The sequence below is a fragment of the Niveibacterium microcysteis genome, from assembly GCF_017161445.1.
GTDB lineage: Bacteria > Pseudomonadota > Gammaproteobacteria > Burkholderiales > Rhodocyclaceae > Niveibacterium > Niveibacterium microcysteis.
Map to the genome: position 1 here is coordinate 3,811,073 of NZ_CP071060.1, position 26,029 is coordinate 3,837,101.

28 protein-coding genes and 1 tRNA gene are annotated in these 26,029 nt (G+C 64.0%); 16 read left to right on the forward strand and 13 right to left on the reverse strand.

All coding sequences use genetic code 11. From position 1 onward, the window contains the following. The first annotated feature begins 44 nt into the window (after nucleotides 1–44). Genes JY500_RS17270 through JY500_RS17280 form a run of 3 tightly spaced genes read left to right on the forward strand, consistent with a single transcriptional unit; the run spans nucleotide 45 to nucleotide 2,476 of the window. Complete coding sequence (locus JY500_RS17270) at nucleotides 45–695, forward strand: protein-L-isoaspartate O-methyltransferase family protein (RefSeq protein ID WP_172204768.1); 651 nt, start codon at nucleotides 45–47, stop codon at nucleotides 693–695. After that, nucleotides 695–1,018, forward strand: coding sequence for a rhodanese-like domain-containing protein (locus JY500_RS17275; protein WP_172204770.1), 324 nt, complete (start codon nucleotides 695–697; stop codon nucleotides 1,016–1,018). Before JY500_RS17270 ends, JY500_RS17275 begins: the two co-directional genes overlap by 1 nt. 15 nt (nucleotides 1,019–1,033) lie before the next feature. After that, the gene (locus JY500_RS17280; RefSeq protein ID WP_206253954.1) at nucleotides 1,034–2,476 is read left to right on the forward strand and encodes a TolC family outer membrane protein; all 1,443 of its coding nucleotides are present in this window, start codon (nucleotides 1,034–1,036) and stop codon (nucleotides 2,474–2,476) included. 45 nt (nucleotides 2,477–2,521) lie between these two features. Here JY500_RS17280 and waaA read toward each other — a convergent pair whose 3' ends face one another. Together waaA and waaC are read right to left on the reverse strand one after the other, a co-directional pair. Then, nucleotides 2,522–3,787 (reverse strand): lipid IV(A) 3-deoxy-D-manno-octulosonic acid transferase, encoded by a 1,266-nt coding sequence (waaA, locus tag JY500_RS17285; RefSeq protein WP_206253955.1) that lies wholly within the window; start codon nucleotides 3,785–3,787, stop codon nucleotides 2,522–2,524. Beyond that, nucleotides 3,784–4,743, reverse strand: a complete 960-nt coding sequence (waaC, locus tag JY500_RS17290) for a lipopolysaccharide heptosyltransferase I (protein WP_206253956.1) — start codon at nucleotides 4,741–4,743, stop codon at nucleotides 3,784–3,786. The genes waaA and waaC overlap by 4 nt, the downstream gene beginning before the upstream one ends. 71 nt (nucleotides 4,744–4,814) lie before the next feature. On the opposite strand from waaC, the gene JY500_RS17295 reads away from it, so the two are divergent. Beyond that, nucleotides 4,815–5,588 (forward strand): glycosyltransferase family 2 protein, encoded by a 774-nt coding sequence (locus tag JY500_RS17295; RefSeq protein WP_172204778.1) that lies wholly within the window; start codon nucleotides 4,815–4,817, stop codon nucleotides 5,586–5,588. 28 nt (nucleotides 5,589–5,616) lie between these two features. Further along, nucleotides 5,617–6,441: a symmetrical bis(5'-nucleosyl)-tetraphosphatase gene (locus tag JY500_RS17300; RefSeq protein WP_206253957.1), complete on the forward strand. Its 825-nt coding sequence runs from the start codon at nucleotides 5,617–5,619 to the stop codon at nucleotides 6,439–6,441. 64 nt (nucleotides 6,442–6,505) lie between these two features. Here the strand turns inward: JY500_RS17300 and efp are convergent, their stop codons facing one another. The 5 genes from efp to JY500_RS17325 form a co-directional block, all read right to left on the reverse strand. Next, on the reverse strand, nucleotides 6,506–7,063 hold the full coding sequence (gene efp, locus JY500_RS17305) for an elongation factor P (protein ID WP_172204782.1): 558 nt from the start codon (nucleotides 7,061–7,063) through the stop codon (nucleotides 6,506–6,508). Between the two features lie 58 nt (nucleotides 7,064–7,121). Next, a complete protein-coding gene (gene earP / locus JY500_RS17310; protein ID WP_206253958.1) occupies nucleotides 7,122–8,249 on the reverse strand; it encodes an elongation factor P maturation arginine rhamnosyltransferase EarP in 1,128 nt (375 codons plus the stop codon). Continuing rightward, on the reverse strand, nucleotides 8,246–8,791 hold the full coding sequence (locus JY500_RS17315; protein WP_206253959.1) for a GNAT family N-acetyltransferase: 546 nt from the start codon (nucleotides 8,789–8,791) through the stop codon (nucleotides 8,246–8,248). Before JY500_RS17315 ends, earP begins: the two co-directional genes overlap by 4 nt. Next, a complete protein-coding gene (locus JY500_RS17320; protein WP_206253960.1) occupies nucleotides 8,788–10,077 on the reverse strand; it encodes an MFS transporter in 1,290 nt (429 codons plus the stop codon). Before JY500_RS17320 ends, JY500_RS17315 begins: the two co-directional genes overlap by 4 nt. 157 nt (nucleotides 10,078–10,234) lie before the next feature. Beyond that, on the reverse strand, nucleotides 10,235–10,384 hold the full coding sequence (locus JY500_RS17325) for a hypothetical protein (protein WP_172204790.1): 150 nt from the start codon (nucleotides 10,382–10,384) through the stop codon (nucleotides 10,235–10,237). Nucleotides 10,385–10,590: 206 nt separating this feature from the next. Here JY500_RS17325 and JY500_RS17330 point away from each other — a divergent pair, with 206 nt between their 5' ends. The 5 genes from JY500_RS17330 (at nucleotide 10,591) to JY500_RS17350 (ending at nucleotide 14,690) form a co-directional block, all read left to right on the forward strand. Continuing rightward, complete coding sequence (locus tag JY500_RS17330; protein ID WP_206253961.1) at nucleotides 10,591–11,862, forward strand: glutamate-5-semialdehyde dehydrogenase; 1,272 nt, start codon at nucleotides 10,591–10,593, stop codon at nucleotides 11,860–11,862. Between the two features lie 135 nt (nucleotides 11,863–11,997). Further along, entirely contained in the window at nucleotides 11,998–12,573 is a 576-nt protein-coding gene (locus tag JY500_RS17335) for a chalcone isomerase family protein (protein WP_206253962.1), read from the forward strand. A 209-nt stretch (nucleotides 12,574–12,782) separates the two neighbouring features. Beyond that, a complete protein-coding gene (locus tag JY500_RS17340) occupies nucleotides 12,783–13,262 on the forward strand; it encodes a methylated-DNA--[protein]-cysteine S-methyltransferase (protein ID WP_206253963.1) in 480 nt (159 codons plus the stop codon). Then, nucleotides 13,259–14,173 carry a site-specific tyrosine recombinase XerD gene (gene xerD / locus JY500_RS17345; protein ID WP_206253964.1) on the forward strand — a complete coding sequence of 305 codons (915 nt, stop codon included), beginning with the start codon at nucleotides 13,259–13,261 and terminating at the stop codon, nucleotides 14,171–14,173. Before JY500_RS17340 ends, xerD begins: the two co-directional genes overlap by 4 nt. Before the next feature lie 145 nt (nucleotides 14,174–14,318). Next, nucleotides 14,319–14,690, forward strand: coding sequence for an H-NS histone family protein (locus JY500_RS17350; protein ID WP_172204800.1), 372 nt, complete (start codon nucleotides 14,319–14,321; stop codon nucleotides 14,688–14,690). A 69-nt stretch (nucleotides 14,691–14,759) separates the two neighbouring features. Here the strand turns inward: JY500_RS17350 and JY500_RS17355 are convergent, their stop codons facing one another. Further along, on the reverse strand, nucleotides 14,760–15,143 hold the full coding sequence (locus JY500_RS17355) for a dihydroneopterin aldolase (RefSeq protein ID WP_172204802.1): 384 nt from the start codon (nucleotides 15,141–15,143) through the stop codon (nucleotides 14,760–14,762). Between the two features lie 34 nt (nucleotides 15,144–15,177). Here JY500_RS17355 and plsY point away from each other — a divergent pair, with 34 nt between their 5' ends. Further along, on the forward strand, nucleotides 15,178–15,792 hold the full coding sequence (gene plsY / locus JY500_RS17360) for a glycerol-3-phosphate 1-O-acyltransferase PlsY (protein WP_206253965.1): 615 nt from the start codon (nucleotides 15,178–15,180) through the stop codon (nucleotides 15,790–15,792). On the opposite strand, the gene tsaD is transcribed toward plsY, so the two are convergent. Further along, complete coding sequence (gene tsaD / locus JY500_RS17365; protein ID WP_206253966.1) at nucleotides 15,789–16,811, reverse strand: tRNA (adenosine(37)-N6)-threonylcarbamoyltransferase complex transferase subunit TsaD; 1,023 nt, start codon at nucleotides 16,809–16,811, stop codon at nucleotides 15,789–15,791. The genes plsY and tsaD overlap by 4 nt on opposite strands. Nucleotides 16,812–16,969: 158 nt before the next feature. Here tsaD and rpsU point away from each other — a divergent pair, with 158 nt between their 5' ends. The 5 genes from rpsU (at nucleotide 16,970) to JY500_RS17390 (ending at nucleotide 21,968) form a co-directional block, all read left to right on the forward strand. Continuing rightward, nucleotides 16,970–17,182 (forward strand): 30S ribosomal protein S21, encoded by a 213-nt coding sequence (gene rpsU, locus JY500_RS17370; RefSeq protein WP_172204808.1) that lies wholly within the window; start codon nucleotides 16,970–16,972, stop codon nucleotides 17,180–17,182. A gap of 181 nt (nucleotides 17,183–17,363) precedes the next feature. Then, a complete protein-coding gene (locus tag JY500_RS17375; protein ID WP_206253967.1) occupies nucleotides 17,364–17,810 on the forward strand; it encodes a GatB/YqeY domain-containing protein in 447 nt (148 codons plus the stop codon). An 81-nt stretch (nucleotides 17,811–17,891) separates the two neighbouring features. Then, a complete protein-coding gene (gene dnaG / locus JY500_RS17380) occupies nucleotides 17,892–19,712 on the forward strand; it encodes a DNA primase (protein ID WP_206253968.1) in 1,821 nt (606 codons plus the stop codon). A 47-nt stretch (nucleotides 19,713–19,759) separates the two neighbouring features. Beyond that, on the forward strand, nucleotides 19,760–21,724 hold the full coding sequence (gene rpoD, locus JY500_RS17385) for an RNA polymerase sigma factor RpoD (protein WP_172204814.1): 1,965 nt from the start codon (nucleotides 19,760–19,762) through the stop codon (nucleotides 21,722–21,724). 165 nt (nucleotides 21,725–21,889) lie between these two features. Next, a tRNA-Ile gene (locus tag JY500_RS17390) sits at nucleotides 21,890–21,968 on the forward strand. 58 nt (nucleotides 21,969–22,026) lie between these two features. Here JY500_RS17390 and rsmA read toward each other — a convergent pair. The 4 genes from rsmA to JY500_RS17410 are packed head-to-tail and all read right to left on the reverse strand — an operon-like array spanning nucleotide 22,027 to nucleotide 26,025. Next, complete coding sequence (gene rsmA / locus JY500_RS17395; RefSeq protein ID WP_206253969.1) at nucleotides 22,027–22,827, reverse strand: 16S rRNA (adenine(1518)-N(6)/adenine(1519)-N(6))-dimethyltransferase RsmA; 801 nt, start codon at nucleotides 22,825–22,827, stop codon at nucleotides 22,027–22,029. Further along, a complete protein-coding gene (locus tag JY500_RS17400) occupies nucleotides 22,824–23,735 on the reverse strand; it encodes a patatin-like phospholipase family protein (protein WP_206253970.1) in 912 nt (303 codons plus the stop codon). Before JY500_RS17400 ends, rsmA begins: the two co-directional genes overlap by 4 nt. Further along, nucleotides 23,732–24,727 (reverse strand): 4-hydroxythreonine-4-phosphate dehydrogenase PdxA, encoded by a 996-nt coding sequence (pdxA, locus tag JY500_RS17405; RefSeq protein WP_206253971.1) that lies wholly within the window; start codon nucleotides 24,725–24,727, stop codon nucleotides 23,732–23,734. Before pdxA ends, JY500_RS17400 begins: the two co-directional genes overlap by 4 nt. Next, nucleotides 24,724–26,025: a peptidylprolyl isomerase gene (locus JY500_RS17410; protein ID WP_206253972.1), complete on the reverse strand. Its 1,302-nt coding sequence runs from the start codon at nucleotides 26,023–26,025 to the stop codon at nucleotides 24,724–24,726. Before JY500_RS17410 ends, pdxA begins: the two co-directional genes overlap by 4 nt. Nucleotides 26,026–26,029: the final 4 nt, after the last annotated feature.

Sequence of the window (26,029 nt, forward strand, 5' to 3'; positions counted from 1 at the left end):
TTGGCTTAACGCATTGATTTCAAGGCATTGTCGAGGAGCAAGAAATGGATTTCGAACAAGCGCGCTTCAACATGGTCGAGCAACAGATCCGGCCATGGGAGGTTCTGGACCCCGAGGTGCTCGACACCCTGATGACTGTCCAGCGCGAGCGCTTCGTCCCCGAAGCCTTTCGTAACCTGGCCTTCGCTGATATCGCCGTGCCGCTGCCCGGTGGCGCCGCGATGCTCGAACCCAAGCTTGAAGCCAAGGTGCTGCAGGCCGTCGCACCGAAGAAGACGGACAAGGTGCTGGAAATCGGCGCTGGGTCCGGCTACATGGCCGCACTGCTCGCTGCGCGCGCCGACTGGGTCCGCTCGATCGAGATCGACCCGGCACTCGCCAGCCTTGCCGCAGCAAACCTCGCCGCGGCGGGCATCGAGAACGTGATCGTTGAAGAAGGCGACGGCGCCGCTGGCTGGCCTGAGCGCGGCCCCTACGACGTCATCGTCGTATCCGCAGGCGTGACCGAAGTGCCGAAAGCAATGCTTGAACAGCTCAAGCCCGGTGGCCGTCTGTTCGCCTTCGTCGGCAGCGCGCCGGTGATGGTCGGGCAACTGATCACCTGCACCGGCGAAGGCCAGTACAGCACCGAGAACGTGTTCGACACCCTGGTGCCGGCGCTGCGCGTGCCCGCCAAGAGCGCGTTCAACTTCTGATGCAGCAGCTGTCGCCCCGCGCGCTGGCTGAATGGCTGGCCGATGAATCGCGCGCCAAACCACATCTGCTCGATGTGCGGGAAGCGTGGGAGTACGACATCTGCCATATCGCCGACGCACAGCTGATGCCGATGGCCAGCGTGCCGATGCGGGCGGAAGAGCTGGAGCCCGATGCGCCCGTCGTGGTGATCTGTCATCACGGCGCCCGCAGCATGCAGGTGGCCTATTTTCTTGAACGGCACGGTTTGACCCAGGTGTTCAACCTGGCCGGCGGGGTCGCCGGCTGGGCCGAACAGGTCGACCCGACAATGCCGAGATACTGACGGAGTGATGGATTCATGAAGCGAATGCTCAGCATCGCGATCGCAGGCCTGTTCGCAGGCAGCGCCCACTCGGCAGACCTGATGCAGGCCTACCGTGATGCCTTGGATAACGACGCGCAGTTCGCCTCGGCGCGCGCGGCATCGGAGGCTGGCCGTGAGCGCAAGGCGCAGGGATTGTCCGCGCTGCTGCCGCAGATCGGGGCCTCGGCCGGCACGCAATACAACGACACCTCACGTGATCTGCCGCTGCCTGAGATCTCCGGGCGTTATAACAGCAACAACTGGGGCGTCCAGCTCACGCAACCCATCTTCCGTCTGCAGAACTGGTACCAGTACCGCGAAGGCGAACTCGCCGCGACGGTGGCCGAGTTGCAGGCGCAGAGCGCACGCCAAGACCTGATCCTGCGCGTTGCAACCGCGTACTTCGACCAGCTGAACGCGGCCGAAACGCTTGCCAGCATTCAGGCGCAGAAGTCCGCCAACCTGCAGCAGCTCGAACTCGCGAAGAAGAGCTTTGAGGTGGGCACCACGACCGTGACCGACGTGCATGAAGCGCAATCGCGTTACGACCTCACGGTCGCCCGTGAAGCGGCAGCGCAGGCCGACCTGATCGTCAAGCGGCAGGCCCTGCAGCAGGTCACCGGCAAGGATCAGGGCGCCCTCGCCCCCTTGCGCGAAGGCGTGCGCTTCGAACAACCGCAGCCGAACGACATGTCGCAATGGGCGACTACAGCGGCCGAAGGCAACCTCTCTGCCCAGCAAGCACAGCTGGCCGCCGAGATCGCCGACCGCGAAGTCTCGAGCGCACGTTCAGGCCACCTGCCGACCGCTGACGTTGTCGCCAAGTACGGCTACAACCACAGCGGATCGCTGGGCGACATCCTCGCCACCGAGGCGAAAACCACCTCGGGCTCGATCGGTGTGCAAATCAACGTTCCGATCTTCGCCGGCGGTTACACGCAGTCGAAGGTGCGTGAGGCGGTTGCGCTGCGTGAGAAGGCCCGCTCGGATCTCGAGTACGCACGTCGCTCGGCAACACTGGGTGCGCAGCAGGCTTTCCTGGGTGTCAGCAGTGGCATCGCGCAGGTGGCTGGCTACGAAGCGGCGCTGATCTCGTCGAAGAGCGCGGTCGAGTCGAACAAGCTGGGTTATCAGGTGGGCGTGCGTATCAACATCGACGTGCTGAACGCCGAAACGCAGTATTACGACACCTTCCGGCAGCTCGCACGCGCCCGCTACGACACCGCGATCGCGCAACTGCGACTGAAGAGCGCGGCCGGCACACTGAGTGAGGACGATCTCAAGACCATCAACGCCCTGCTCGACCCGGCGGCCGCGGGTCGTCCGATCGTGGTGCCGGCGACCAACCCGCAACCGCTGGTTGAACCGGCCAAGGCCGAGCCCGCTCCCGCCGCGAAGAAAACCGAGGCGCCGGCGAAGCCCGCCAAGAAGAAGTAAGCGCCAATCGCTGCACGCCAACAGGCCCCTCGTGAGGGGCCTGTTTCATTTCGGCGCGAGCGTGTCGACGAGCGCCAGCGTCGCCGCGAGCGCCCCACGATGATGCGCACTGAAGGCACGCCCAGCCGCGCCAATCGCGCTACGTCGCGCAGCATCGGCCAGCAGCCCCAGCGCAGTGCGAACTGCCTCATCCGCGTCGGCGCAGCGCAACGCCGCACCGGCCGCGATCGCGTCCGCCGTCGCTTGGGCAAAGTTGAAGGTGTGTGGCCCCACGATTGCGGGCACCCCCACCGCACAGGCCTCGATCAGGTTGTGACCGCCCAGCGGCGCCCAGCTGCCTCCCACGATCGCGACATCCGCGCAGGCGTAGTAAGCGAACATTTCGCCCATGCTGTCGCCCAACCACACCCGCGTTGAAGCCGCGATCGGCGCATCCGCTGCACTTCGGCGCTCATGGGCCAGGCCGCGTTGCGCGATCAGACGGGCCACCTCGTCGAATCGCTGCGGGTGTCGCGGCACCAGTACCAGCAGCAGATCTGCTGGCCCATGGCGCAAGAACGCATCGAGCAGCGGCCCCTCTTCACCCTGCCGCGTGTTGCTGGCCACCAGCACCGGGCGCGCGCCAAAGCGCAGCCGGAATGCAGCCCCGAGCGCAAGCTGCTCGGCTGGCGCGGCAATCTCGAACTTCAGATTGCCGGTAACCTGGACTGGATCGGCGCCCATTGCGCGTAGACGCGCGGCGTCCGCTTCCGTCTGCGCGCCACAGGCTGCAAGGTCGGCAAACACGCTGCGCGCGAAACCGCCGAGCCGCGCATAGCCGCGCGCCGAGCGCTCGGAGAGTCGCGCATTCGCCAACAGCACCGGTACGCCAGCACGCCGCGCACCACGCAACAGGTTCGGCCACACCTCAGTCTCCATCACGACCCCGAAGGCCGGCCGGAAGTGCTGCATGAAACGCCGGACGCACCCCGGGGTGTCGTAGGGCAGATAGGCCACCCTGACGCGCGGATCCGCGCCGAAGAGCTCCAGCGCCGTGGCGCGCCCGGTCGGCGTCATCTGTGTCAGCAGCAGCGTGTGCTGCGGGTATTTCGCGAGCAGACCACGCACCAGCGGCTGCGCGGCACGCGTCTCGCCGACCGACACCGCATGCACCCACATCAGGGACGCCGCGACGGGTTGCCGATGAAAGCCGAGGCGTTCGCCCAGGTTGTGCAGGTATTCCGGCTGACGGCGCGCACGCCAGACGAGGCGCAGGAAGATCAGCGGCGCGGCGATGTACCACGCCGTTGAGTACAGCAGGCGGCCGATCATGCGACCCACGGTGCGAGGGTTTGCAGCACCTGAGCCACGGAAGGCTTCTGCCCCTTGCCGCCAAGGTTCACCGCGTTGCGCCCACCGGCGACGCCATTGGCGCCCGGCTCTGTCGCCAAATACAGCGCCACGACCGGCACTTTGAGTGCCGCAGCAAGGTGCGACAGGCCGGTATCCACCCCAACCACGCATTGCGCGCGCTCGATGAGCGTTGCCAGCGCATCGAGCGGCATCGGCGGCGCCACCAAGGCGTGCGGCAGTTCGGCGGCGATGCGCTGTGCGCGGGCACGCTCGACATCGCTACCGGCGGGCAGCACACAACTCAGACCGCGTCGCCCCAGCGCACGCCCGAGTTCGATCCAGTTCGGCTCCGGCCACAGCTTCTCGTCGCGGCTGGTCGCGGTCAGCAGCACCACGTAGGGTTCTGCGGGCCGCCACGCATCGTCGCGCGGCGCAGGCGCCGCGATGCCATAGTCCAAGGGCAGGTCGAGGCGGTAGTCGAAGATCGCGGCGGTGAGGCGTCGATTGCGTTCCACCGCATGCATTTGCCACGACACGCGATACTTCTCGGCATACAACCGGGTAGCAATTGGCTCGCGCGCGCTGTCAGGCATGTAGCCCGCCACCGGTGCGCCGCTCATGCAAGCGAGTACTGCACTCTTGAGCAGGCCCTGCGCATCAATCACACGTTCGTAGCGCACTTCGCGCAGCGAGCGGCGGAACTCGCCGAACGCCGACCAGGTCGCGGGCGCCAGCAAGCGCTTGCGCCAGCTACGCAGGGCGACCGGGATCACGCGCCGCACGCCCGGGTGCAAACGTACCAGCGGCGCGAACGGCGCCTCGACCACCCAGTCGATCGCCAGGTCCGGCACCCTTGCGTGCATGTCGGTCACCGCCGGCAGGTACTGGATGACGTCCCCCATCGAGGAGGTTTTGACGATCAGGATCTCTCGCATGGCCCGGATTATTCCGGCGGCGGCCGTTATCGGCAAATCGCGTCGACGCCACGACGCCTATAATTGCGCGCATGAGCGAACGCCAAGCCCTTTCCGCCGTCCTGATCACGCGCGATTGCGCGCCAACCCTCGCCGAGACGCTGACCTCCCTCGCCTTCTGTGACGAGATCGTGGTGGTGGATTCCGGCAGCAGCGACGACACCTGTGCCATCGCGGAGCGGGCCGGCGCCCGCGTGATCCATCAGGATTGGCTCGGCTTCGGCCCGCAGAAGCAGTTCGCCGTGGATCAGGCGAAAAACGAGTGGGTGCTGTGCATCGACGGCGACGAGGTGGTGACGCCCGCGCTGCAGGCCGAGATCCAGCGAGAGCTCGCCGCACCGACACATCGCGCCTTCGAGTTCCCGCGCTGCAACCGTTTCCTCGGGCGCTACCTGCGCCACGGCGAAGGCTATCCGGACCTGTCCCTACGGCTGTTCGACCGCCGCCATGCGCGCTGGTCCGACGACCTGGTGCATGAGAAGGTCACCGCGCTGGGTGATGTCGGGCGCCTCAAGGGCGACCTGCTACACCATTCCGAAGAAGGGCTGGAGTCCTACCTCGCGAAGCAGAACCGCTACACCACACTGGCCGCCGAGGCGCTCGTGACCGAAGGTTTCGAGCCGAGTGCGACAAAACTCTGGCTGAGCCCGATCTTCCGCTTCATCAAGTTCTACATCGTGCGGCGCGGCTTTCTCGATGGCGGCGCCGGCCTGGTACATATCGGCATCGGCTGCTTCAACAGCTTCATCAAGTACGCCAAGGTGATCGAGATTCGCGCCACCGCGCGCGATTCGCGCAAGCCTTGATCCGGCCCGACAAACAGGAGCGCCACGCATGAGATTCGCCGTCGGCGACCTGCAAGGACAACTCGAACCGCTCGACCGGCTTCTTGACGCCGCCGGCTTCCAGCCCGGTCGCGATGAACTGTGGCTGACCGGGGACCTTGTAAACCGCGGCAAGGACAACGCCGCGGTGCTGCGTCGCATTCGTGCGCTCGGCAAGAGTGCTGTCACGGTGCTCGGCAACCACGACTTCTATCTGCTGGCCGTCGCCAGCGGAGCGATGCGGCGCGGTGCCGACGACACGCTCGACGACATCCTCGATGCCCCCGACCGCGCGGCGCTGATCGATTGGCTGCGTTTCCAGCCGCTGATGCATGTCGACGAGACCTTCGCGATGGTGCACGCCGGCCTGCTGCCCGGTTGGAGCGTGGCGCAAGCGCGATTGCTCGCCCATGAGGTTGAAGGTGCGCTGCAGGGGCCCCACTGGCAGGTGTTCCTGCAGAACCTGTGGGGCAGCCAACCGCTTGCATGGAATGACGCCCTCGAAGGCTGGGATCGCCTGCGCGTCATCGTCAACGCGATGTGCCGCATGCGCCTTTGCAGCGCCACCGGCGAGATGGCGCTCAAGTACAAGGGCCCGATCGACGCAGCGCCCGCCGGAATCCTGCCGTGGTTCGCGGTGCCAGGGCGCCGAAGCGCCAGCCACACCGTGGTGTGCGGCCACTGGTCGGCGCTCGGCTACTACAATGCGGATGGCGTGCTGGCGCTGGACACCGGCTGCGTGTGGGGCGGCTGCCTCACCGGGGTGTGGCTGGAGACCGGCGAACGGGTGCAGGTGGCCTGCGAGCAGGCTGCGGCGCCGAGCGGCTGGGAATGAATCAGCCGACCAAAAAACAAAAGGGCCCCGCGGGGCCCTTTTTGCTGTGACAACAACCGGCAGATTACTTGACGCGGTTCTTGTACTCGTCGGTGCGGGTGTCGATTTCGATCTTGTCACCGATTTCAACGAAGGCCGGCACCGGCAGTTCGAAACCGGTCGAGATCTTGGCCGGCTTCATGACCTTGCCCGAGGTGTCGCCCTTGACGGCCGGCTCGGTGTAGATCACTTCACGAACGACGCTGTTCGGCAGTTCGACCGAGATCGCCTTGCCTTCGTAGAACACCACTTCCAGCGCCATGCCATCAACCAGATACTTCAGCGCCTCGGTCATGTTCTCGGCTTCGACTTCGTACTGGTTGTACTCGGCGTCCATGAACACATACATCGGATCGGCGAAGTAGGAGTAGGTCACTTCCTTGCGATCCAGCGTCACGACTTCGAACTTGTCGTCAGCGCGGTAAACGGTTTCGGAACCCGAGCCGGTCAGCAGGTTCTTGAACTTCATCTTCACAACGGAGGCGTTGCGGCCGGACTTGCTGTACTCGGCTTTCTGGACGACGAGCGGCTCGGAGCCGACCATCACGACATTGCCGGCACGGAGTTCTTGGGCGGTTTTCATCGGGGCACCTGATATAACGGAAAAGGCGCCAACCGGCGCCACAAACATGGATAACTTATTATTTTAACTTGATTTTTGCGAACTGCGCCAGCCCCGCCGCCAGATCGCGCTGCGCAGACAAATCTCTGCACCAGGCTTCCGCGTGTTCGCGCAATCGCGGCAGCGCCTCCATGAAATCAGCCCAGGCAGACACGATCGCACCGCCTGTGTTCCAGGCGTGCTGCATCCGCCGCAGCACTTCAGCATCGCGCTCGGCCAAGCCGGCGACCTGGCGCGCGAGGAAGGCCTCCAGTTTGACCAGGTGCGCCGCCTCGTCTTGCGGGTAGATGTGCCAGACCAGCGGACGCCCTGCCCACTGGGCCCGCACGAAGGAATCCTCGCCGCGAACGAAGTTTACGTCGCAGGACCACAGCAACTGGTCGTAGCGCGCCTGATCGACAAACCTCAGTGGCGCAAGCACCAGCCGCCCGCGGCTTTCCGAACGCCCGAGCGACAGCGGCGCACCAAGCCAGGCCTCCACCGATTTCCACACGCGCCCTTCGGGTACGCCACACCAGATCTCATTGCCGCCCTCCGCCCACGCTTGAAGCAGATCCGGCAAGGCGGGGTTCTCGTAGGCGAACAAGGAAATCCGCAGCGAATCGGGCGACGGCGCATCCACGCCAAGGCACTGCCAGAGTGCCGCCTGCGCTGCGCTATCGCGTCGAAAGGCGTCGCGCGCTTCGATCAGCCGCGCCTCACGCAGCAAACCGCCGGTCTGCTGTGTGAACCCCGGGTAGTAGAAATGTTCGGTCAGCGGTAGGCGCGGGTGCGGCGAGGGCAGCAAATGGCAACCCTCCACCCAAGCCTCGGCGGAGAGGTACTCGAGGTTGATCCAGACCGGCGCGCGCGGCCGCGCCGCCATCGCCGCAACGTAGCTCTCCGGCAGGCGGCAGCCAAAACCGGCCACCACCACGTCGGCCGAGGCGTCGGGCGCAGCCTCCTGACGCCAGTGATGAACCGCCACACCACTCGCAGACACGTCGCCATCCCCGAGCAAGCGGCTATGGCTCGCGAGGTCATCCACCCACAGCCGCACATCGGCGTCGTGCTCGCTCGCGAGTTGCCGCGCAAGCCGCCAGCAGACGCCGATGTCGCCGTAGTTATCGATAACGGTGCAGAAGATGTCCCAACGCCAAGCGCTCATGCCGCAATTGTCGCACCGGCGGCCGGCGACACCCACGGCGCGATGCCGCGCAGGCGCGCCATGCGGTAGGCATCGACCAGCACACCGTTGCGCAGGGCAAAGCCACGCGAACAGCCTTCGGTATCAAAGCCAAAACGCCGGTAGAGCGAGATCGCAGCAATGTTATCGATGAACACCTCCAGTTCGATCCGGCCAATACCGAGCCAGTTGTCGGCCAGATCGAGAGCAGACTTCATCAGCTGCGCACCAACGCCACGACGCTGCCAATCGTCGCGCACCACGATCGCCAGGCGTGCGCAGTGGGCGCGCCTCGCCGGAACTTGCGGCATCAGGATCACGGCGCCGACCGCCTCGTTGCCAGCGCAAGCCAGCAACCAATGATCCTGCCCGGGCTCCGCCAGTTGCCGGCGATAGCGCTCTGGCCCCTGGTAAGGGGTACCGAAAGCGCAGGCCGCGGCGACCGGGGCGGTCATGATCGCGTGCACCGCTCGCCAGTCGTCGGGCTCTGCAGCCCGGACATGAATGACTTTCTGTTTGTTCATTTCATCACTCCCTGTTCGGACAATTCATAAACCATCGGTGTGCTTCTGCGCGTCGCGGGCATCCAGCGCGCTGCGCCAAGAGCAAGAAGGCAGCCCAATAGCGCCACACCAAACAACGTGGCGTGCAAGCCGGCAAGGTCGCCCATCCGCCCAGCCGTCGCGGAACCAATCGGCGCCGCGGACACGCTGAGGAAACGCATCGTCGCGGTCATGCGGCCCAACATCGCGTCGGGCGTAACCTGCTGCCGCAGACTGATGTAGGTGATCGAATACATCGTCGCGCCGAAGTCGATCACCAGCATCGCCAGCCCCGCCCCCAGTGCGGTGAGCTGCCAGCCCGGCTGCATCGCGGCATAGGCGCCATAGCCGACACCGCACAGCAGATAGCCCAGCAGCAGTGTCGGCCGCGCGCCGCGCGTGCGTTCAAGCCGGTGCGCGGCGGCGGCACCAAGCAACGCCCCAAGCGCGCCCAGGGTGTTGATCAGCGCAAGATCCTTCGCACCCAGCAGCAGCTCACGTGTCGCGAACAGCACATACAGCGCGCGGAAGCTGTCAAACAACATGATCCAGATCGCCGCCGCCACCGCGAGCGAGCGCAGAAGCGGATGGCGCCACACCATGCGCAGGCCGTCGACAACCTCTGGCCACATCGGGCGCCGCTCGGCCACCACGGGTGGATCGTCGCGGCGAATCGACAGCACCAGCAACCCGGACAATGCAAAACCGCAGGCGTCCAGCGTAATGGCCAATGGCGCGCCAACCGCATCCACCACGATCGCCGCCAGTGCGGGGCCAACGATGCCGGCGATCGACCCCGCCGCCGACAGCTTGCTGTTCGCCTCGACCAAGCGCTCACGCCCAACCAGCTGGGTAATGAACACCTGCATCGCGGTTCCGCCAATCGCAAAGCTGCAACCCACCATGAAGCCGGCGATGTACAGCACGGGCAGGGACAACACACCGGCGAGGTGCGCAATCGGCACCAGTGCCAGCGCCGCAGCACCGAGGAAATCAAAGGTGGCGGACAAGCGCTTCTTGCGCGAACGATCCACCCACACGCCGGCCGGCAGGCTGAATAGCGCAAAGGGCAGCAGTTCGCACGCGGCGAGGATGCCCATCTGCGTTGCACTGGCATCGAGCAGTTGCACGGCCGTCAGTGGCAGCGCCATTTGAGAAACGGTGGCCCCGAGCGTCGCGAGCGTGCTGGCCAGAAACAGCCGCATGTAGTCGCGATGCCGCCAGAGGCTGCCCTCGGGTGCGAGGGCGCGCATCCAGTACGCATACATAATTCGTCTCCTGGCGACCGGATCGCGGAACGCCGTCGAGATTCGCGCGACGCGGATAGCGTCACGCGCACTTCAAAAGTGCGGGAAAGAAAGGAGTTTTTGGCTACAGCCTGCTTTCGTTCCCGCCCACATTGGGTGGCGGGAACGGAGCCCGCCGCTAGCTAATCAGAGCCGGGTGAATGCACGGGTTGCCGCGTCGAGCGGCAGCAGCCATGGCATTACCCACAACGCTTGAATGGGAGGCGAGCATGCGCACGCCGCCGGCGTTGGGGCCGGTTTGTTTGGCGATGTCGTTGAACTTGCGCATGGGTCGCTCCTTGGGGAACGGGATTGAACAAAAAGTGCTGTGCATTCTCTGGGGGACGATATGCACGCGTCAAGCGATCGTGTATCAGAGTGTTGCATTCTTCACTTTCGCCCCAATGCGCACGATTGTTGCAATTGCCGCGATTGCGTCGGGTACGCCGGCCCAGCGGCTAGAATGCGGCTTTGCCCTTGCAGCAGAGTTTTCTCGTGGACATCAAGACCTATATGCAGACGGTGGGCCGCCAAGCGCGCGCTGCTTCGCGCGCCATGGCTGCCGCATCAACCGCCAGCAAGAACGCCGCCCTGAACGAAATCGCTCGCCTGATCCGCGAGCGCGGCGACGCGCTGCTGGCGGCGAACGCCCGCGATCTGGAACAGGCCCGGCTGGACGGCCTTGAGCCGGCGATGATCGACCGCCTGACGCTGAGCGCGAAGACGATCGAATCGATGGCCGCCGGCCTCGAGCAGATCGCCGCGCTCGCCGATCCGGTTGGCGAAATCACCGATGTGAAGCGCCGCCCGACCGGCATTCAGGTCGGCAAGATGCGCGTGCCGCTCGGCGTGATCGGCATCATCTACGAAGCGCGTCCGAACGTAACCGCAGACGCCGCCGGCCTGTGCCTGAAGAGCGGCAATGCCGCGATCCTGCGCGGCGGCAAGGAAGCCCTACATTGCAACCAGGCGATTGCGGCCTGCGTGCGTGATGGCTTGTCTCACGCGGGCCTGCCGCAAACGGCAGTGCAAGTGATCGAGACAACCGATCGCACAGCAGTGGGCGAGCTGATCACGATGCCGGAATTCGTCGACGTGATCGTGCCGCGCGGCGGCAAGGGCTTGATCGAACGCATTTCGCGCGACGCACGCGTGCCGGTGATCAAGCACCTCGACGGCAACTGCCATGTGTATGTCGATCTGGACGCAGATCTCGACAAGGCCGTGCGCATTGCAGACAACGCAAAGACGCATCGCTATGGCACCTGCAACACGGCGGAGTCACTGCTGGTCGCGAAAGCCGTCGCAGCAGAGTTCCTGCCGCGCATCGGCCGGATCTATGCGGACAAAGGCGTCGAAATGCGCTGCTGCGCGGAATCGAAGGCAATCCTTGAAGCAGCCGGTTTCGGCGGTATCAAGGCTGCAAGTGAAGAGGACTACCGGACGGAGTTCCTCGCGCCAATTATTGCGATCCGCATCGTGGCCGGCGTGGATGAGGCAATCGCCCACATCAACGACTACTCGTCGCAGCACACTGAGGCAATCGTGACGGAGCACTACACCCGCGCAATGCGCTTCCTCCGCGAGGTGGATTCCAGCTCGGTGATGATCAACGCCTCGACGCGCTTTGCCGATGGCTTTGAATACGGCCTCGGCGCCGAAATCGGCATCTCTACCGACAAGATCCACGCGCGCGGGCCAGTCGGCCTTGATGGCCTGACAAGTCAGAAATGGGTGGTTTTCGGTGACGGGGAAATCCGAAGCTGACCCCCCCACGAAATGAAACAAACCCTCCCGTGCGGAGGGTTTGTTTTTTGTGGCGCTTGCCGTACGCTACAGTACGGATGAAGGACCCGCGGTCAATCGACCGACGACAAAACAAACCAATACGAGGAGACAACCATGCGCAATCGCACCCTGGCAGCCCTGCTGCTGTCGGCCGCCCTGATCACCCCCGCCTTCGCGGCAATCGACGTCGCGGGCGTGAAGTTCGAAGACAAGGCCAGCGCCGGCACTGCGGAACTCGTCCTCAACGGCGCGGGGCTGCGCAAGAAGGCCTTCTTCAAGGTTTACGCGATCGGACTCTACCTTCCCGCCAAGGCTGATTCGGCCGGCGGCGTAATCGGCGCGAAGGGTCCGAAACGGATCCAGATCGTCACTCTGCGCGACCTTTCGGCCGAACAACTCTCCGAAGCGCTTGAGAATGGTGTGCAGGAGAACAGCACCGAGGCCGACATGGCGAAGATCAAAGCGCGACTGGAAGAATTCCGCGCCAACCTGCTGGCGATGGGCAAGGTGCCTGAGAAGAGCGACATCCGTATCGAGTGGACCGGCAGCGCCACCCGTGTGCTGATGAACGGCACAGCGAAGGGCAAGGAGATTCAGGGCGAAGACTTCTATGCCGCGCTGCTCAAGATCTGGTTCGGCGACAAGCCGGTGCAATCTGATCTGAAGGACGCCCTACTCGGCAAGAAGTAAGGCGCCCAAGCGTCGATCTGGGCGTTTTTCACATTTCACTACCAAACCCCCAAAGCTGCTGATATATTCCTCGCAAATATCAGTTTCATCGCTCTTGGGGTAGAGAGCATGGGCCGGTGGTGCGCAAGCATCGCCGGCTTTTTCTTGCCCAGTCACCCGCCAGTCCCACGCAAAATGCGATCCTCGCCCCTCCGCCTACGGACAAGGCCATGACATCTGCCGACGACTTCGCAGCCATACTGGCAATGCCCACCTGCCGCCTCGGCGTTGCAGTCGCTCGTCAGCAAGTACTCACGCTCGTCTTCCTTGCACCCAATACCCCGACCATTCCGGCAAGCGGCACGCTCTGCGAAGCGATTTCCACGGCACTCGATGCTTATCTGCAAGACGGCACGCCCTTTCCGGCGCTGCCGCTTGCGCAACGCGGCACCCTGTTCCAGCGGCGGGTATGGAGCGCGATCTCGGCAATCCCGGCCGGCCAAACACGCCAATACGGTGAAATGGCCCGCACACTGGGCAGCGCCGCGCGTGCGGTAGGTCAGGCCTGCGGCGCCAACCCGTTTCCGCTTGTAGTGCCTTGCCATCGCGTGCTGGGCAGCAAGGGCATTGGCGGTTTCGCGAATCACACCGAAGGCTGGCTGATCGAAACAAAGCGCTGGCTGCTTTGGCACGAAGGAGTCCTTGCATGAGCCAAGCCGGAATCAGCGCAGTCGAAATTGAGTCCGACATCGACACCTTTTGTGAAACGCTGTGGCTCCAGGACGGCCTCGCAAAGAACACCTTGGCGGCGTACCGAAGTGATCTCATGGCCTGTGCCAAATGGCTCGCCGAACGTAACGTCCGGTTGGGCCACGCAAGCGCGTCCGATTTGCAGGCCTATTTGCACGCCTTTGCACCACGCGCACGTGCCGCAACGCAGCGCCGCGTGCTTGCTACGGTCAGGCGCTATTTTCGACTTCTGCTCGCGGAGGGCCGAATTCAGGTCGACCCCACGCTCGATCTGGCCTCCCCCGCCCGAACGCCGCGTGTCCCGAAGACCCTGTCGGAACGGCAGGTCGAAGATCTGCTGAACGCGCCGGACGTCGATACACCACTCGGGCTGAGGGATCGCGCAATGCTCGAAACGCTCTACGCCACAGGCCTGCGTGTCAGTGAATTGATCGAACTGAAAATGACTGAAATCGATCTCAGCGCCGGGCTCGTGCGCATATTCGGCAAAGGCGCGAAAGAACGGATCGTGCCGGTCGGCGAAATAGCGCTTGAATGGATCCAGCGCTACGCCCGAGAAGCGCGGCCCCAGCTGCTATCGGGCCGCACATCGCAAGCGCTATTCGTTACCCAGCGCGCGGCGCCGATGAGCCGCCAACGCTTCTGGGACATCGTCAAAGCCTACGCAATGGCGTGCGGAATTGCAGCCGAGCGAATTTCGCCGCATGTGCTCCGGCACGCCTTCGCGACGCACCTGCTCAATCACGGCGCGGATCTCCGCGTCGTGCAAATGCTGCTTGGCCATGCAGACATTTCCACCACCCAGGTCTATACGCACGTTGCCCGCGAACGCCTGAAGCGCTTGCATGCGGAGCATCACCCGCGCGGTTGACCGCCAGCTCCGGCAATTTGGGCGCCATTTCCGGAAACAGAATTACAGTTCGAGATTGCATTCATTCTGGAATTGCAGTATTTATGAAATAACCCGGCTGCAGTGATACCCCGGGCCACCAACGCGAAAAGCTCAGAGGGGAACAATGGACATTGCCAAGCTCAATCTCACCGAACTCAAACGCCTGCTCAAGCGCGTAGAGGGCGAAATCGAACGCCGCGCCAATACCGCGAAGCGCGACGTTCTGAAAAAAGTACATAAGATCGTCACCGAAGCCGGCATGTCGCTGGAAGATTTGATGGGCGACGAGAAGAAACCCGCTGCCGCCAAGACGCGCAAACCGCGCGCAGCCGCCAAGCCGGGCCGTAAGGCCGCTGGCCGCAAGACGGTTGGTGCCGCCAAGTATCGCAATCCGGCCAAACCCGAGCAGACCTGGACTGGCCACGGCCGCAAGCCGGGCTGGGTCGCCGAATGGCTGGCCGCGGGCAAAGCGCTCAACGAGCTGGAAATTCGCTGAATGTAAAAACGGGCCCGAAAGGGCCCGTTTCATTTCCATCTCAAATTCGTGCTGCCACCACCGCGTGGCTCAGAACTGGAAATGTGGCCGCGGTGGCGCCGGCTCATCCCTTCCTCGTTCGATAAACACCCCTACCCGCCGCACACCTCGCATCACGCCCATCTTGGCGATCGAGACCCGGACCCAGGGCACACCGAACTCGCTGAACAGCAGATCGACGATGAATTCGCCCAACGTTTCGAGCAAATTGAAGTGGCGGTCCGCCAACACCGCACGGATCCGGTCCACAACCACGTCATAATCAATCGTATCGGCGATATCATCACGCGCCGCTGCGGCATCGGGGACGCCGAAGGTCAGATTGATCTCCAACGGCTGCGTTGCGCGCTTTTCGCGCTCGTAGATTCCGACCGAAGCCTCGACCTGAAGCCCCTCGACAAAGATAAAGTCCATTCCGATTTCCTGAAGCGAATTTCGCCATTATCCAATGCAGACCGTCATCGTCGCACTCGCCGCCTATTTCATCGGTTCAACGCCGTTCGCTGTCATCGTCAGCCGGGCCATGGGCCTCGAAGACCCGCGCAAGTACGGATCGGGCAATCCGGGGGCAACCAATGTGCTGCGCAGTGGCAGCAAGAAGGCCGCCATCCTGACGCTGATCGGCGATGCACTCAAGGGCACGGCGGCAGTGCTTTTGGCGCGCGCGCTGGCTGAGCCGCTCGGTCTGACTGAGAACGATGCCGCTGTGGCCGGGATTTTCGCCTTTTTGGGGCATGTCTTCTCGGTGTTCCTGCGCTTCCAGGGCGGCAAGGGCGTCGCCACAGCGGCGGGCGTACTGCTCGCCATGAGCCCCCTCGCAGGCGGATTGACGCTTGCGACCTGGCTCCTGGTCGCGCTCACGACCCGTTACTCCTCCGCCGCCGCACTGGCGGCAGCACTGGCCGCACCGGTGTTCACCCATCTTCTGGTGAGCAGCGTCAGCTGGACGGCGGCGACAATCGCAATGTCCGCCGTCCTGATCTGGCGCCACAAGGACAACATTTCGCGCCTGATTGCCGGCAAGGAAAGCCGGATTGGCGCAAAGAAAAAGGAAAACGTCTAACGCGGCGGCTGCAATTCGCCCAAGGGCCAGCGCGGGCGCACCGCAAAGCGCCCATCCGTTTGGCCGGTCGCGCCACCGGCGAAGCGCAGGCCCGCCGCGAGCGCGATCATCGCGCCATTGTCGGAACAGAACGCGAGCTCGGGATAATGCACGCGAAGGCGGCGGCGGGCTGCCGTTTCATCGAGGCGCTCGCGCAGACGACGGTTGGCGCCGACACCACCCGCCACCACCAGCGTCCGCAAGCCGGTTTCCTTCAGTGCAGCGAGCGCCTTAGCGACAAGCACCTCCGTCACCGCCTCCTGGAACTCGGCCGCGAGGTCTGCACGTTGATCGTGCGACCAGCTCGGCGCCTTGGTCGCCGTCAGCACCGCCGTCTTCAAACCGCTGAAGCTGAACTGCAGATCGCCCGAATGCAGCATCGGGCGCGGCAACTTGAAGCGCCCAGCCACGCCCTCGCTCGCCAGGCGGGCAAGCGCCGGCCCGCCGGGATAATCAAGGCCGATCAGCTTCGCCGTTTTGTCGAAGGCTTCGCCGGCCGCGTCATCCACTGTCTCGCCAAGCAGCTCGTAAGCACCAACGCCGGTGACCTTCATCAACTGGGTATGCCCGCCCGAGACGAGCAGCGCGACAAACGGGAAGGTCGGGGGATCGCTCGACAGCAACGGAGATAGCAGATGCCCCTCCAGGTGATGAATCGGCAGCGCGGGAATACCTAGCCCGAACGCGAACGCCTCTGCGAAGGCCGCACCAACGAGCAAGGCACCGGCCAGCCCCGGGCCAGCGGTATAGCCGACGCCGTCAAGCGCTCCTGCGCTGCAGCCCGCGGCGGCCAGCGTCTCGCGCACCAAGGGGACGATGCGCCGCACATGGTCGCGCGACGCCAGCTCGGGCACCACGCCACCGTACTCCGCGTGCATCGCGATTTGCGAATGAACGCGATGCGCCAGCAGACCGCGTTCGGTGTCGTAGACGCCAACGCCGGTCTCGTCGCAAGAGGATTCAATACCAAGGATCTGCATGGGGTCGCGAGTGTAGCGCGAACACCCCGATTGGCGGGGCTTGACAGTGGACTTGGAAATCCTGACGAGTTTGGTTAAACTAGCGAGCTTCGCTCAACGGGCGCGCTCGATTTATTGTCGAACCCGTCCAGACTACTGATCAATTCGAGGTTTTGAGAATGCCGGGTATCCGCCTCAAGGAAAACGAGCCGTTTGAAGTCGCGATCCGTCGCTTCAAGCGCACCATCGAGAAGGCCGGTGTCATCACCGAGCTGCGTTCGCGCGAGTTCTACGAAAAGCCGACCGCCGAACGCAAGCGCAAGAAGGCCGCTGCAGTGAAGCGCCTGCACAAGCGCCTGCGCAGCCAGCAGCTGCCGCCGAAGCTGTACTAAGAATCCACCGCGTCGCGGGCGCCTTGGGGCGAACTGCGCGCAGGCAGGGTTCCGGCAGCTAGGCTGCCAACAGCCGCAAGACATGCGCCGCGGAACGCACCGTCAAGGTAGCGTTCCGCGGCGCTTTTGCGCCTTCCGGTTCCACCTATCGAACCCGGCGCGCTTCGTTTGGGAGTCATCGATGTCGCTGAAGCTTCAGATCAATGAAGACATGAAGTCCGCCATGCGCGCGAAGGAAACCGCTCGCCTCGGCGCCCTGCGCCTGTTGCTTGCCGCAATCAAGCAGCGCGAAGTTGACGAACGGATCGAGCTGGATGACGCCGCAGTGCTGGCGGTCATCGAAAAGCAGGTCAAGCAGCGCCGCGATTCGGTTGCCCAGTACGAGCAAGCCAAGCGCGAAGACCTCGCAAGCGCCGAACGTTTCGAGATCGAAGTGCTCTCGGCCTACATGCCCGCACAGATGAGCGCCGACGAAATCGATGCAGCGATCGACGCCGCGATCGCCGAAACAGGTGCCACCGGACCCGCAGGCATCGGCAAGCTGATGGGCCCGCTGAAGACCAAGTTGGCCGGACGCGCCGACATGAGCCTCGTCTCCGCACGCGTCAAGGCCAAGCTCTCGGCCTGACACACCGGGCAAGCGGATTCAATTCGCTTGCCTATACTGACCTAGGGCTGGCGGCTGTCGCCGGCCCGCCCCGGCACGTTCATGATTCCTCAGGCCTTCATTCAGGATCTCATCGCGCGGATTGACATCGTCGACCTGATTCAGCGCTATGTGCCGTTGAAGAAGGCGGGCGCAAACTATTCCGCCTGCTGCCCGTTCCACAACGAAAAATCCCCCAGCTTCACGGTCAGCCCAAGCAAGCAGTTCTACCACTGCTTCGGCTGCGGCGCGCACGGCACGGCGATCGGCTTCCTGATGGAGCACTCAGGGCTTGGGTTCGTCGACGCCGTCAAGGAACTCGCCCAGCAGCTGGGGCTTGAAGTGCCCGAGGAGGGACCGGCGTTTTCCGGCCCCGGGCGCGAACAGCAGCGCTCGCTGATCGACGTGATGTCGACCGCTGCGCGTTTCTATCGCGAGCAACTCAAAAGCAGCCCGCGCGCCGTCGATTACCTGAAACGCCGCGGCTTGACCGGCGAGATCGCCGCGCGCTTTGGCATCGGCTATGCGCCGGATGGCTGGCAAAGCCTCGACAAGGCCTTCCCCAAGTACGACGACGGCGGATTGGCGGAGGCCGGTCTGGTCATCGACAATGAGGCCGGCCGCCGTTACGACCGCTTCCGCGATCGCATCATGTTTCCGATCCAGGACGCGCGCGGCAATGTCATCGCCTTCGGCGGGCGCATCCTGGATGCAGGCGAACCGAAATACCTGAACTCGCCGGAAACGCCGCTGTTCGAGAAGGGGCGCGAGCTCTACGGCCTGCCGCAGGCACGCGTCGGCATTCGCGAGACCGGCACCGTGATTGTGGTCGAGGGCTACATGGACGTCGTCGCGCTTGCGCAGTACGGCGTCAACAACGCCGTCGCGACGCTCGGCACCGCCACCACGCCGACGCACGTCCAGAAACTGCTGCGCCAGGCCGACCGATTGGTGTTCTGTTTCGACGGCGACAAAGCCGGCCGCAAAGCTGCACGACGAGGCCTTGAAGCCAGCCTGCCGCACCTCGCCGACGACAAGACCGTCTGCTTCCTCTTCCTGCCAGCGGAGCACGATCCGGACTCGTTCGTCCGCGAACGCGGCGCCGAGGCTTTCCAGCTCGCCGCCCGCGACGCCACGCCACTCGGCCGATTCCTGCTCGACACGCTGGCCGAGGGCTGCGACCTGCAAACCGCCGAAGGTCGCGCGCACCTCGTACACAACGCGAAAGAATTCGTCCCGAAGATTGCCGCGCAAGTCTTGCGGCTTCAGATCGTTCGAGACCTCGCTGCCGTGGCGCAACTAAGTCCGGAGGAGACCTCGTCCGCGCTGGGGCTCGCGCCCCCACCGCGCCCGCCGCGCCCCGCATTCGAGCCCTTCCAGAAAGGCGACTGGCAAAAAGGGCGCTTCGGCAAGAAAGGCCTGCCGCCGCCCGAGCCGCGTGTCGGCGTTGTCCCGCTCGAGCAGCAGTTGCTGCGCGTTTTGCTGGCGCGTCCCCGCCTCGGTGACAAGGTCCCGGTCGCCCTGGTTGGCCACCTTCCGGAGACTGCCGAACGCGCCGCAGTGATGGCGATCATTGACGCTGGCGAAGACGGAACGCTGCTGGACGCGCCGCTCGGCGCCTGGATCGAGCACTTCCGCGACAGCACGCACGAGGCGGCGATTACGCGCGCAATGCAGTCGATCGAAGAAGGCTACATCGACGAGACCAAGCTCGAAGAAACGCTGCGCGGCCTGCTTGATCGACTCGAGCTCCAGGCCGTGGAGACGGAATTGAAAAATCTGCAGATCCAAGTCACCAGCGGACGCGCCGACAACAGCTCGGCGGCCCGTCTGGGCTCGCTTCTTGCGAAAAAACAGAAACTTAAGTCTGGCCAGACGGTCTGAGACTACGTTATAATTATCGGTTTTCGCGACCTTTTCCCGAGGATTTCATGGCCGCCACGGATAAATCCAAAGACCCCCGCAAGGACTCGTCCAAGCCAAAGTCAGCCAAGGCCAAGGCCAAGGAGAAGGATCTCGCGCTCGCCCAAGCCGCTGCGCTGCAGCCTGCCGACGCCGAAGCGCGCCGCACCCGCCTGAAGTCGCTGATCGCGCTGGGCAAGGAGCGCGGATACCTGACCTACGCCGAGATCAACGACCACCTGCCGGACGACATGGTCGATGCCGAGCAGATCGAATCGATCATCTCGACCTTCGGCGACATGGGCATCCAGGTCTATGACGAAGCCCCCGCTGCTGAAGAGCTGCTGATTTCCGACAATGTGCCGCAAGTCGTTGACGACGAAGCCGCACAGGAAGAAGCCGAACAAGCGCTGTCTGCCGCCGACTCCGAATTCGGCCGCACGACCGATCCGGTCCGCATGTACATGCGCGAAATGGGCACCGTCGAGCTGCTGACCCGCGAAGGCGAAATCGAGATCGCCAAGCGCATCGAAGATGGCCTCAAGCACATGGTGCTGGCGATCTCCGCCTGCCCGACGACCGTCTCCGACATCCTGGACATGGCCGAGAAGGTTGGCAAGGACGAGATGCGCATCGACGAACTCGTCGACGGCCTGATCGACCCCAATGCGCCGGAAGAAGCGGCGCCGGCCGACGACGTCGAGCTCGACGAAGAGGAAGACGAAGACGCGGACGACGAAGATGGTGACGGCGCGGGCAAGATCAGCGCGTCGCTGCTGCAACTGAAGACCGACGCCCTGCAACGCTTCGACGTGATCCGTGGCCTTTACGCCAAGATGATCGCTGCGCTGGGCAAGAAGGGCTCGGACGACAAGACCTACCTGAAGATCCACGGCCAGATCTCAGCCGAGCTGATGAACATCCGCTTTACCGCGAAGTCCATCGAGAAGCTCTGCGACACCGTGCGTCACATGGTCGAGAACGTCCGCAAGCACGAGCGCAAGATCCTTGACCTGTGCGTCGAACGCGCCGGCATGTCGCGCCAGCACTTCATCAAAGTCTTCCCGGGCAACGAAACCAACCGTGACTGGTTGAAGGGCGAAATCAGCGCGAACGCGAGTTACTCGGCCGCACTGATGCGCATGCAACCGGCCATTCTGGAAGAGCAGCAGAAGCTGATCGACCTGCAGGAACGCATCGGCATTCCGCTGAAGGAACTCAAAGACATCAACAAGCAGATGTCCACTGGCGAAGCGAAGATGCGCCGCGCCAAGCGCGAGATGACCGAGGCCAACCTGCGTCTGGTGATCTCGATCGCGAAGAAGTACACGAACCGCGGCCTGCAGTTCCTCGACCTGATCCAGGAAGGCAACATCGGCCTGATGAAGGCGGTGGACAAGTTCGAATACCGCCGCGGCTACAAGTTCTCGACCTACGCAACCTGGTGGATCCGCCAGGCGATCACGCGTTCGATCGCCGACCAGGCGCGCACGATCCGTATCCCGGTTCACATGATCGAAACGATCAACAAGATGAACCGCATCTCGCGTCAGATCCTGCAGGAAACCGGTCTTGAGCCGGATCCGGCAACCTTGGCCGTGAAGATGGAAATGCCCGAGGAGAAGATCCGCAAGATCCAGAAGATCTCCAAAGAGCCGATTTCCATGGAGACGCCGATTGGTGACGACGACGACTCGCATCTGGGCGACTTCATCGAAGACAACGCCACCGTTGCACCGGCCGATGCGGCCGAGTACTCCGGCCTGCGCGATGCCACGAAGGAAGTGCTCGACAGCCTGACGCCGCGCGAAGCGAAGGTGCTGCGCATGCGTTTCGGTATCGAGATGAACACGGACCACACGCTGGAAGAAGTCGGCAAGCAGTTCGACGTGACCCGCGAACGTATCCGCCAGATCGAAGCCAAGGCACTGCGCAAGCTGCGCCACCCGTCGCGGTCGGACAAGCTGCGCAGCTTCCTCGACGGCGAGGGCTGATCGCAACACCGGACGCCCGCGCAGCCGGCGCGGGCCGATTCGCACATGCCTGTTCGCGCCGAGCAGGTGGGCTCGCAGCGAAGTGGTGAGCGAAACAGTACTTCTCAGTACGACGAGCAAACCGCCCACGCGAGAGACCCAATCTGACGGTGCGAAGAGGCATCAGGGCCTCTAGCTCATGCCTGGTTAGAGCAGCGGACTCATAATCCGTTGGTGCTCGGTTCGACTCCGAGGAGGCCCACCAAATACAAAGGGGCACGGCGATCGCCGTGCCCCTTTTGTTTGGCCCGAGCGGTGCTCAGTCAGGCTGGCACGGCACAGAAGTTCGCGATGCGGACGAAGTCGGCGAGCGAGAGCGTCTCACCGCGCGCACCGGGATTGATGCCCAGCGTGGTGAAACCGGCGTCGTCGAGAATGCCCTTGAGGGTGTTGCGCAGGGTCTTGCGACGTTGACCGAAGGCTGCGGTGACGATTTTGGCGAGCAAGGCCTCATCGCGGCAATCGAGTTCCGACGCCGCTTTCGGGATCAGGCGAACGATCGCGGAGGTGACCTTCGGCGCCGGATGGAACGCGCCAGGCGGCACGTCGAACAGCTTGGCCATGTGGAAGCGGTACTGCAGCATCACGCCGAGACGGCCGTAGGCTTCTTCATCGGGATCGGCAACCATGCGGTCCACCACTTCGCGCTGCAGCATGAAGGTCATTTCCTTCACGCCTGCCGCATAGTCGGCAAGATGGAACAGCAGCGGCGTCGAGATGTTATAGGGAAGGTTGCCGACCACCTTCAAGGCGCCTGCAGCATTCTGCGTGAGGGTGCCGAAATCGAACTTCAGCGCATCGCCCTCGTGGATCGTGATCTGCTCGGCGCTGTATTTCTCTTTCAGTCGGGCGATCAGGTCGCGGTCGATTTCGACCACATGCAGGTGACCCGCCGCATTGATCAGCGGCGCGGTGAGCGCGCCAAGCCCGGGGCCGATCTCGACAATCGGCTCGCCCGGCTTCACCGCAATCGCGGCGATGATCTTGCGGATGATGTTCTGGTCGACCAGAAAGTTCTGGCCGAAGCGCTTGCGCGCGAGGTGACCATCAATCGGACGGCTCATCGCTTGGCGTCCCATGCGGCCAGGCGTTCGCGGATCCGCGTGATCGCGCCGAAGCCGGCGCGCTCGCCTTCGAGGATCGCTTCGTGGCGTTGCTGGAAATTCGCCGCCGGCAGCCCCTTGATGTTCGGGTTCACGACCACGTCGGCATCGCGCAGTTCGTAGTCCGCAATCCGGTTGCCCATGATCGCAATCGTATCGAGCAGCACGTCGACGCTCCCGGCCCCCTTCTTGCCCGAGGGGCGCTGCGAGATATCTACTGCGATGACGATGTCCGCGCCCATGCTGCGCGCGGTACGCGCCGGCACCGGACTGACGAGACCGCCATCAACGTATTCCCGCCCGCGAATCACTACCGGCGAGAACACCCCCGGCACGGAGGACGAGGCGCGCACGGCCTGCCCCACGTTACCCGCCGAAAAGGCAGCAGGCTCACCGTTCTGCAGGTCGGTCGCGACCGCTGCGAAGCGACGCTTGAGCCCTTCGATCGGTTTGTTCGAAACCTGTTTGTTGATGAAGGCTTCGAGCGCTTCACCCTTCAGCAGGCCGCGATCGAACAGCGCCCAGTCCTTGAACGCGCTCTCTTCCATCTGGAACGCAAGTTTCTGTAGATCGAAGGCGCCGAACCCAGCGGCGTAGAGCGCCCCGACGACGCTGCCGGCGCTCGTGCCGACGACAATATCAGGCGAAATGCCGTTGGTTTCGAGCGCCTTGATGACACCGATATGCGCAAACCCACGCGCAGCGCCGCCCCCGAGCGCCAGACCGATCTTCGGCTTTGCACGCGCCACTGGCGGCACGACAGGCGGTTGCGGCTTGACGGGCTCTGGCTGCGGCTTCGGCTGCGTCGTCTGGCAGGCCACCAGCAAGGCGCTTGCGCTGGTCGCAACAAGGAATTCGCGCCGTTTCATGCGTGCCCCCGGCGCTGTGCGCTGACCATTTCAATCGCACAACCAATTGCTGCATGCAGGCTGCCCGGGTCGGCACGACCGGTGCCCGCCAGATCAAGCGCCGTGCCGTGATCAACCGAAGTGCGGATGATCGGCAGGCCAAGCGTGATGTTAACGCCGCCGCCAAAGCTGGCGTATTTGAGCACTGGAAGGCCCTGGTCGTGGTACATCGCGAGCACTGCGTCACCGCGCTCGAGTTGGTGCGGCGTGAATAGCGTATCAGCGGGCAAGGGGCCAATCAGCTCCATCCCTTCGGCGCGCAGCGCGTCCAGCACCGGGCTGATGACTTCGATTTCTTCCCTGCCCATGTGCCCGGACTCGCCGGCGTGTGGGTTGAGGCCGGCCACCAGAATACGGGGGTTGGCAAGGCCGAATCGCCTACACAGATCGGCATGCAGGATCTGCAAGGTCTGGCGCAAAGACTCGGCCGTAAGCGCTGCGGGCACATCCTTCAGTGTAAGGTGCGTGGTCGCCAGCGCAACGCGCATGCCACCGCCCGCCAGCATCATCACGACGCGGTCTGTGTGCGTGCGATCGGCGAGGTATTCGGTATGACCGGTGAAAGCGACACCCGCATCATTGATCACGCCCTTATGCAGGGGCGCGGTAACCATGCCATCGAAACGACCACCGACGCAGCCGTCGATCGCGGCGTCGAGGATCGCGAGCACATGCGACGCATTGGCCGCATTCAGGACACCCGGCAGCGAAGGCTCGGCGAGCGGCACATGCAACACATCAAGACAACCGGCCTCTCGCGGCAAGCCCGGCGCCCAGTCTCGCAGCACGGCTGGGATGCCGAGCGCGTTTGCGCGCGAAGCGATCAGCTCACGATCACCGATCGCCACCAGATGTGCCGCGACGCTGTGCTTCGCGAGCGTTGCAACGAGCTCCGGGCCGACCCCCGCGGGCTCGCCACAGGTGACCGCCAGTAGCGGTAGCAGAGCGCTCATGGCTGAGTCGTAGCGTAGGGCGGACGCAGCTCAACGAAGGCACGATCGCGCAGCTGCCGCACGAAATCGTCGAACGCCTCGTCCGACTTGCGCTCACGTAGGGCGCCACGCGCCTGGTTGCGGCGGCGTTCGGCCGACACGTCTTCCGTCTTGCGCTCCAGCACCTGAATCAAGTGCCAGCCAAACGGCGACTGCACCGGCTGGCTGACTTCATTGATCGGCAGCGCATCCATCGCGCGTTCGAAGTCCGGCACCGTATCGCCCGGATTGATCCAACCCAGGTCACCGCCCTTCGGCGCGCTGCCGTCGTTGGAATGACGCTTGGCCATGTCGCCAAAGTCTGCGCCCCGCTGAATGCGGTCTCGCAGTTGCTCCAGGCGCTGGCGCGCCTCGGCATCGCTGACCGTTTCGGAGGTCTTGATCAGAATATGCCGCACACGCGTGCGCTGCACCGACACCGGCGCGCTGTCCGCACCGCCACGGCTATCGATCAGCTTGACGATGTGCAAGCCCGCCGGGCTACGCAGCACCTGGCTCAACGCACCCGGCTTGAGCAAGCGCACAGCGTCCGCGTAGAGCGTCGGCAACCGGTCGGCACGTCGCCAGCCAAGGTTGCCGCCTTGCAGGGCGTCCGGCGCATCGGAGTTGCCGGCAGCAAGCTTGGCGAAGTCCTCACCCGACTGCGCGCGCGCGAGCAGGGTCTCGGCCCTTTGCTGCAGCTTGCTCCACTGCTGCGGCGTCGCGGCCTCGGGCGCGCGCAGCAGGATGTGCGCGACCATGATTTCCTGGTTGTTGGTGGCAGCCTGCGCAGCGAGGAAGGCATCCACCTCGGCGTCCGTCACGATCACGCGGCTTTCGACTTCGCGCTCGCGCAGTCGGCCAAGCGTCATTTCGTTGCGCACGTCCTCACGGAACAGGCTCCATGACATGCCGTCCTTTTCAAGTGCGGCGCGGAACTGGGCACTGGTCATCTTGTTGTTCTCGGCGACGCGCTGCAATGCGCGCTCAAGACCCGCATCGTCCACCCGAACGGATGTCTCGCGGGCGTATTGCAGTTGCACCCGCTCGTAAACCATGCGTTCAAGCATCTGGCGCGAGAAGACCTCACGTGGCGGCAGCTGGGTGCCCTGCTTCTTCAGTTGCTGCGAAGCCTGGTCGACGCGCAGGTCAAGCTCGCGCGCGGTAATCACTTCGTCGTTGACCACCGCGACGATCGCATCGATGGGCTGCGGCGCAGCCCAGGCGCTCCCTGCCAGGAGGGCAATCGATGCGAGCAGGGTGCGGATCTGACGTTTCATGCGT

What these genes read in the sequence shown, in the direction of transcription:
- JY500_RS17270 (WP_172204768.1), top strand. Translation starts at nt 45, where the DNA reads ATGGATTTCGAACAAGCGCGCTTCAACATGGTCGAGCAACAGATCCGG.
- JY500_RS17275 (WP_172204770.1), top strand. Translation starts at nt 695, where the DNA reads ATGCAGCAGCTGTCGCCCCGCGCGCTGGCTGAATGGCTGGCCGATGAA.
- JY500_RS17280 (WP_206253954.1), top strand. Translation starts at nt 1,034, where the DNA reads ATGAAGCGAATGCTCAGCATCGCGATCGCAGGCCTGTTCGCAGGCAGC.
- waaA (WP_206253955.1), bottom strand. Translation starts at nt 3,787, where the DNA reads ATGATCGGCCGCCTGCTGTACTCAACGGCGTGGTACATCGCCGCGCCG.
- waaC (WP_206253956.1), bottom strand. Translation starts at nt 4,743, where the DNA reads ATGCGAGAGATCCTGATCGTCAAAACCTCCTCGATGGGGGACGTCATC.
- JY500_RS17295 (WP_172204778.1), top strand. Translation starts at nt 4,815, where the DNA reads ATGAGCGAACGCCAAGCCCTTTCCGCCGTCCTGATCACGCGCGATTGC.
- JY500_RS17300 (WP_206253957.1), top strand. Translation starts at nt 5,617, where the DNA reads ATGAGATTCGCCGTCGGCGACCTGCAAGGACAACTCGAACCGCTCGAC.
- efp (WP_172204782.1), bottom strand. Translation starts at nt 7,063, where the DNA reads ATGAAAACCGCCCAAGAACTCCGTGCCGGCAATGTCGTGATGGTCGGC.
- earP (WP_206253958.1), bottom strand. Translation starts at nt 8,249, where the DNA reads ATGAGCGCTTGGCGTTGGGACATCTTCTGCACCGTTATCGATAACTAC.
- JY500_RS17315 (WP_206253959.1), bottom strand. Translation starts at nt 8,791, where the DNA reads ATGAACAAACAGAAAGTCATTCATGTCCGGGCTGCAGAGCCCGACGAC.
- JY500_RS17320 (WP_206253960.1), bottom strand. Translation starts at nt 10,077, where the DNA reads ATGTATGCGTACTGGATGCGCGCCCTCGCACCCGAGGGCAGCCTCTGG.
- JY500_RS17325 (WP_172204790.1), bottom strand. Translation starts at nt 10,384, where the DNA reads ATGCGCAAGTTCAACGACATCGCCAAACAAACCGGCCCCAACGCCGGC.
- JY500_RS17335 (WP_206253962.1), top strand. Translation starts at nt 11,998, where the DNA reads ATGCGCAATCGCACCCTGGCAGCCCTGCTGCTGTCGGCCGCCCTGATC.
- JY500_RS17340 (WP_206253963.1), top strand. Translation starts at nt 12,783, where the DNA reads ATGACATCTGCCGACGACTTCGCAGCCATACTGGCAATGCCCACCTGC.
- xerD (WP_206253964.1), top strand. Translation starts at nt 13,259, where the DNA reads ATGAGCCAAGCCGGAATCAGCGCAGTCGAAATTGAGTCCGACATCGAC.
- JY500_RS17350 (WP_172204800.1), top strand. Translation starts at nt 14,319, where the DNA reads ATGGACATTGCCAAGCTCAATCTCACCGAACTCAAACGCCTGCTCAAG.
- JY500_RS17355 (WP_172204802.1), bottom strand. Translation starts at nt 15,143, where the DNA reads ATGGACTTTATCTTTGTCGAGGGGCTTCAGGTCGAGGCTTCGGTCGGA.
- plsY (WP_206253965.1), top strand. Translation starts at nt 15,178, where the DNA reads ATGCAGACCGTCATCGTCGCACTCGCCGCCTATTTCATCGGTTCAACG.
- tsaD (WP_206253966.1), bottom strand. Translation starts at nt 16,811, where the DNA reads ATGCAGATCCTTGGTATTGAATCCTCTTGCGACGAGACCGGCGTTGGC.
- rpsU (WP_172204808.1), top strand. Translation starts at nt 16,970, where the DNA reads ATGCCGGGTATCCGCCTCAAGGAAAACGAGCCGTTTGAAGTCGCGATC.
- JY500_RS17375 (WP_206253967.1), top strand. Translation starts at nt 17,364, where the DNA reads ATGTCGCTGAAGCTTCAGATCAATGAAGACATGAAGTCCGCCATGCGC.
- dnaG (WP_206253968.1), top strand. Translation starts at nt 17,892, where the DNA reads ATGATTCCTCAGGCCTTCATTCAGGATCTCATCGCGCGGATTGACATC.
- rpoD (WP_172204814.1), top strand. Translation starts at nt 19,760, where the DNA reads ATGGCCGCCACGGATAAATCCAAAGACCCCCGCAAGGACTCGTCCAAG.
- rsmA (WP_206253969.1), bottom strand. Translation starts at nt 22,827, where the DNA reads ATGAGCCGTCCGATTGATGGTCACCTCGCGCGCAAGCGCTTCGGCCAG.
- JY500_RS17400 (WP_206253970.1), bottom strand. Translation starts at nt 23,735, where the DNA reads ATGAAACGGCGCGAATTCCTTGTTGCGACCAGCGCAAGCGCCTTGCTG.
- pdxA (WP_206253971.1), bottom strand. Translation starts at nt 24,727, where the DNA reads ATGAGCGCTCTGCTACCGCTACTGGCGGTCACCTGTGGCGAGCCCGCG.
- JY500_RS17410 (WP_206253972.1), bottom strand. Translation starts at nt 26,025, where the DNA reads ATGAAACGTCAGATCCGCACCCTGCTCGCATCGATTGCCCTCCTGGCA.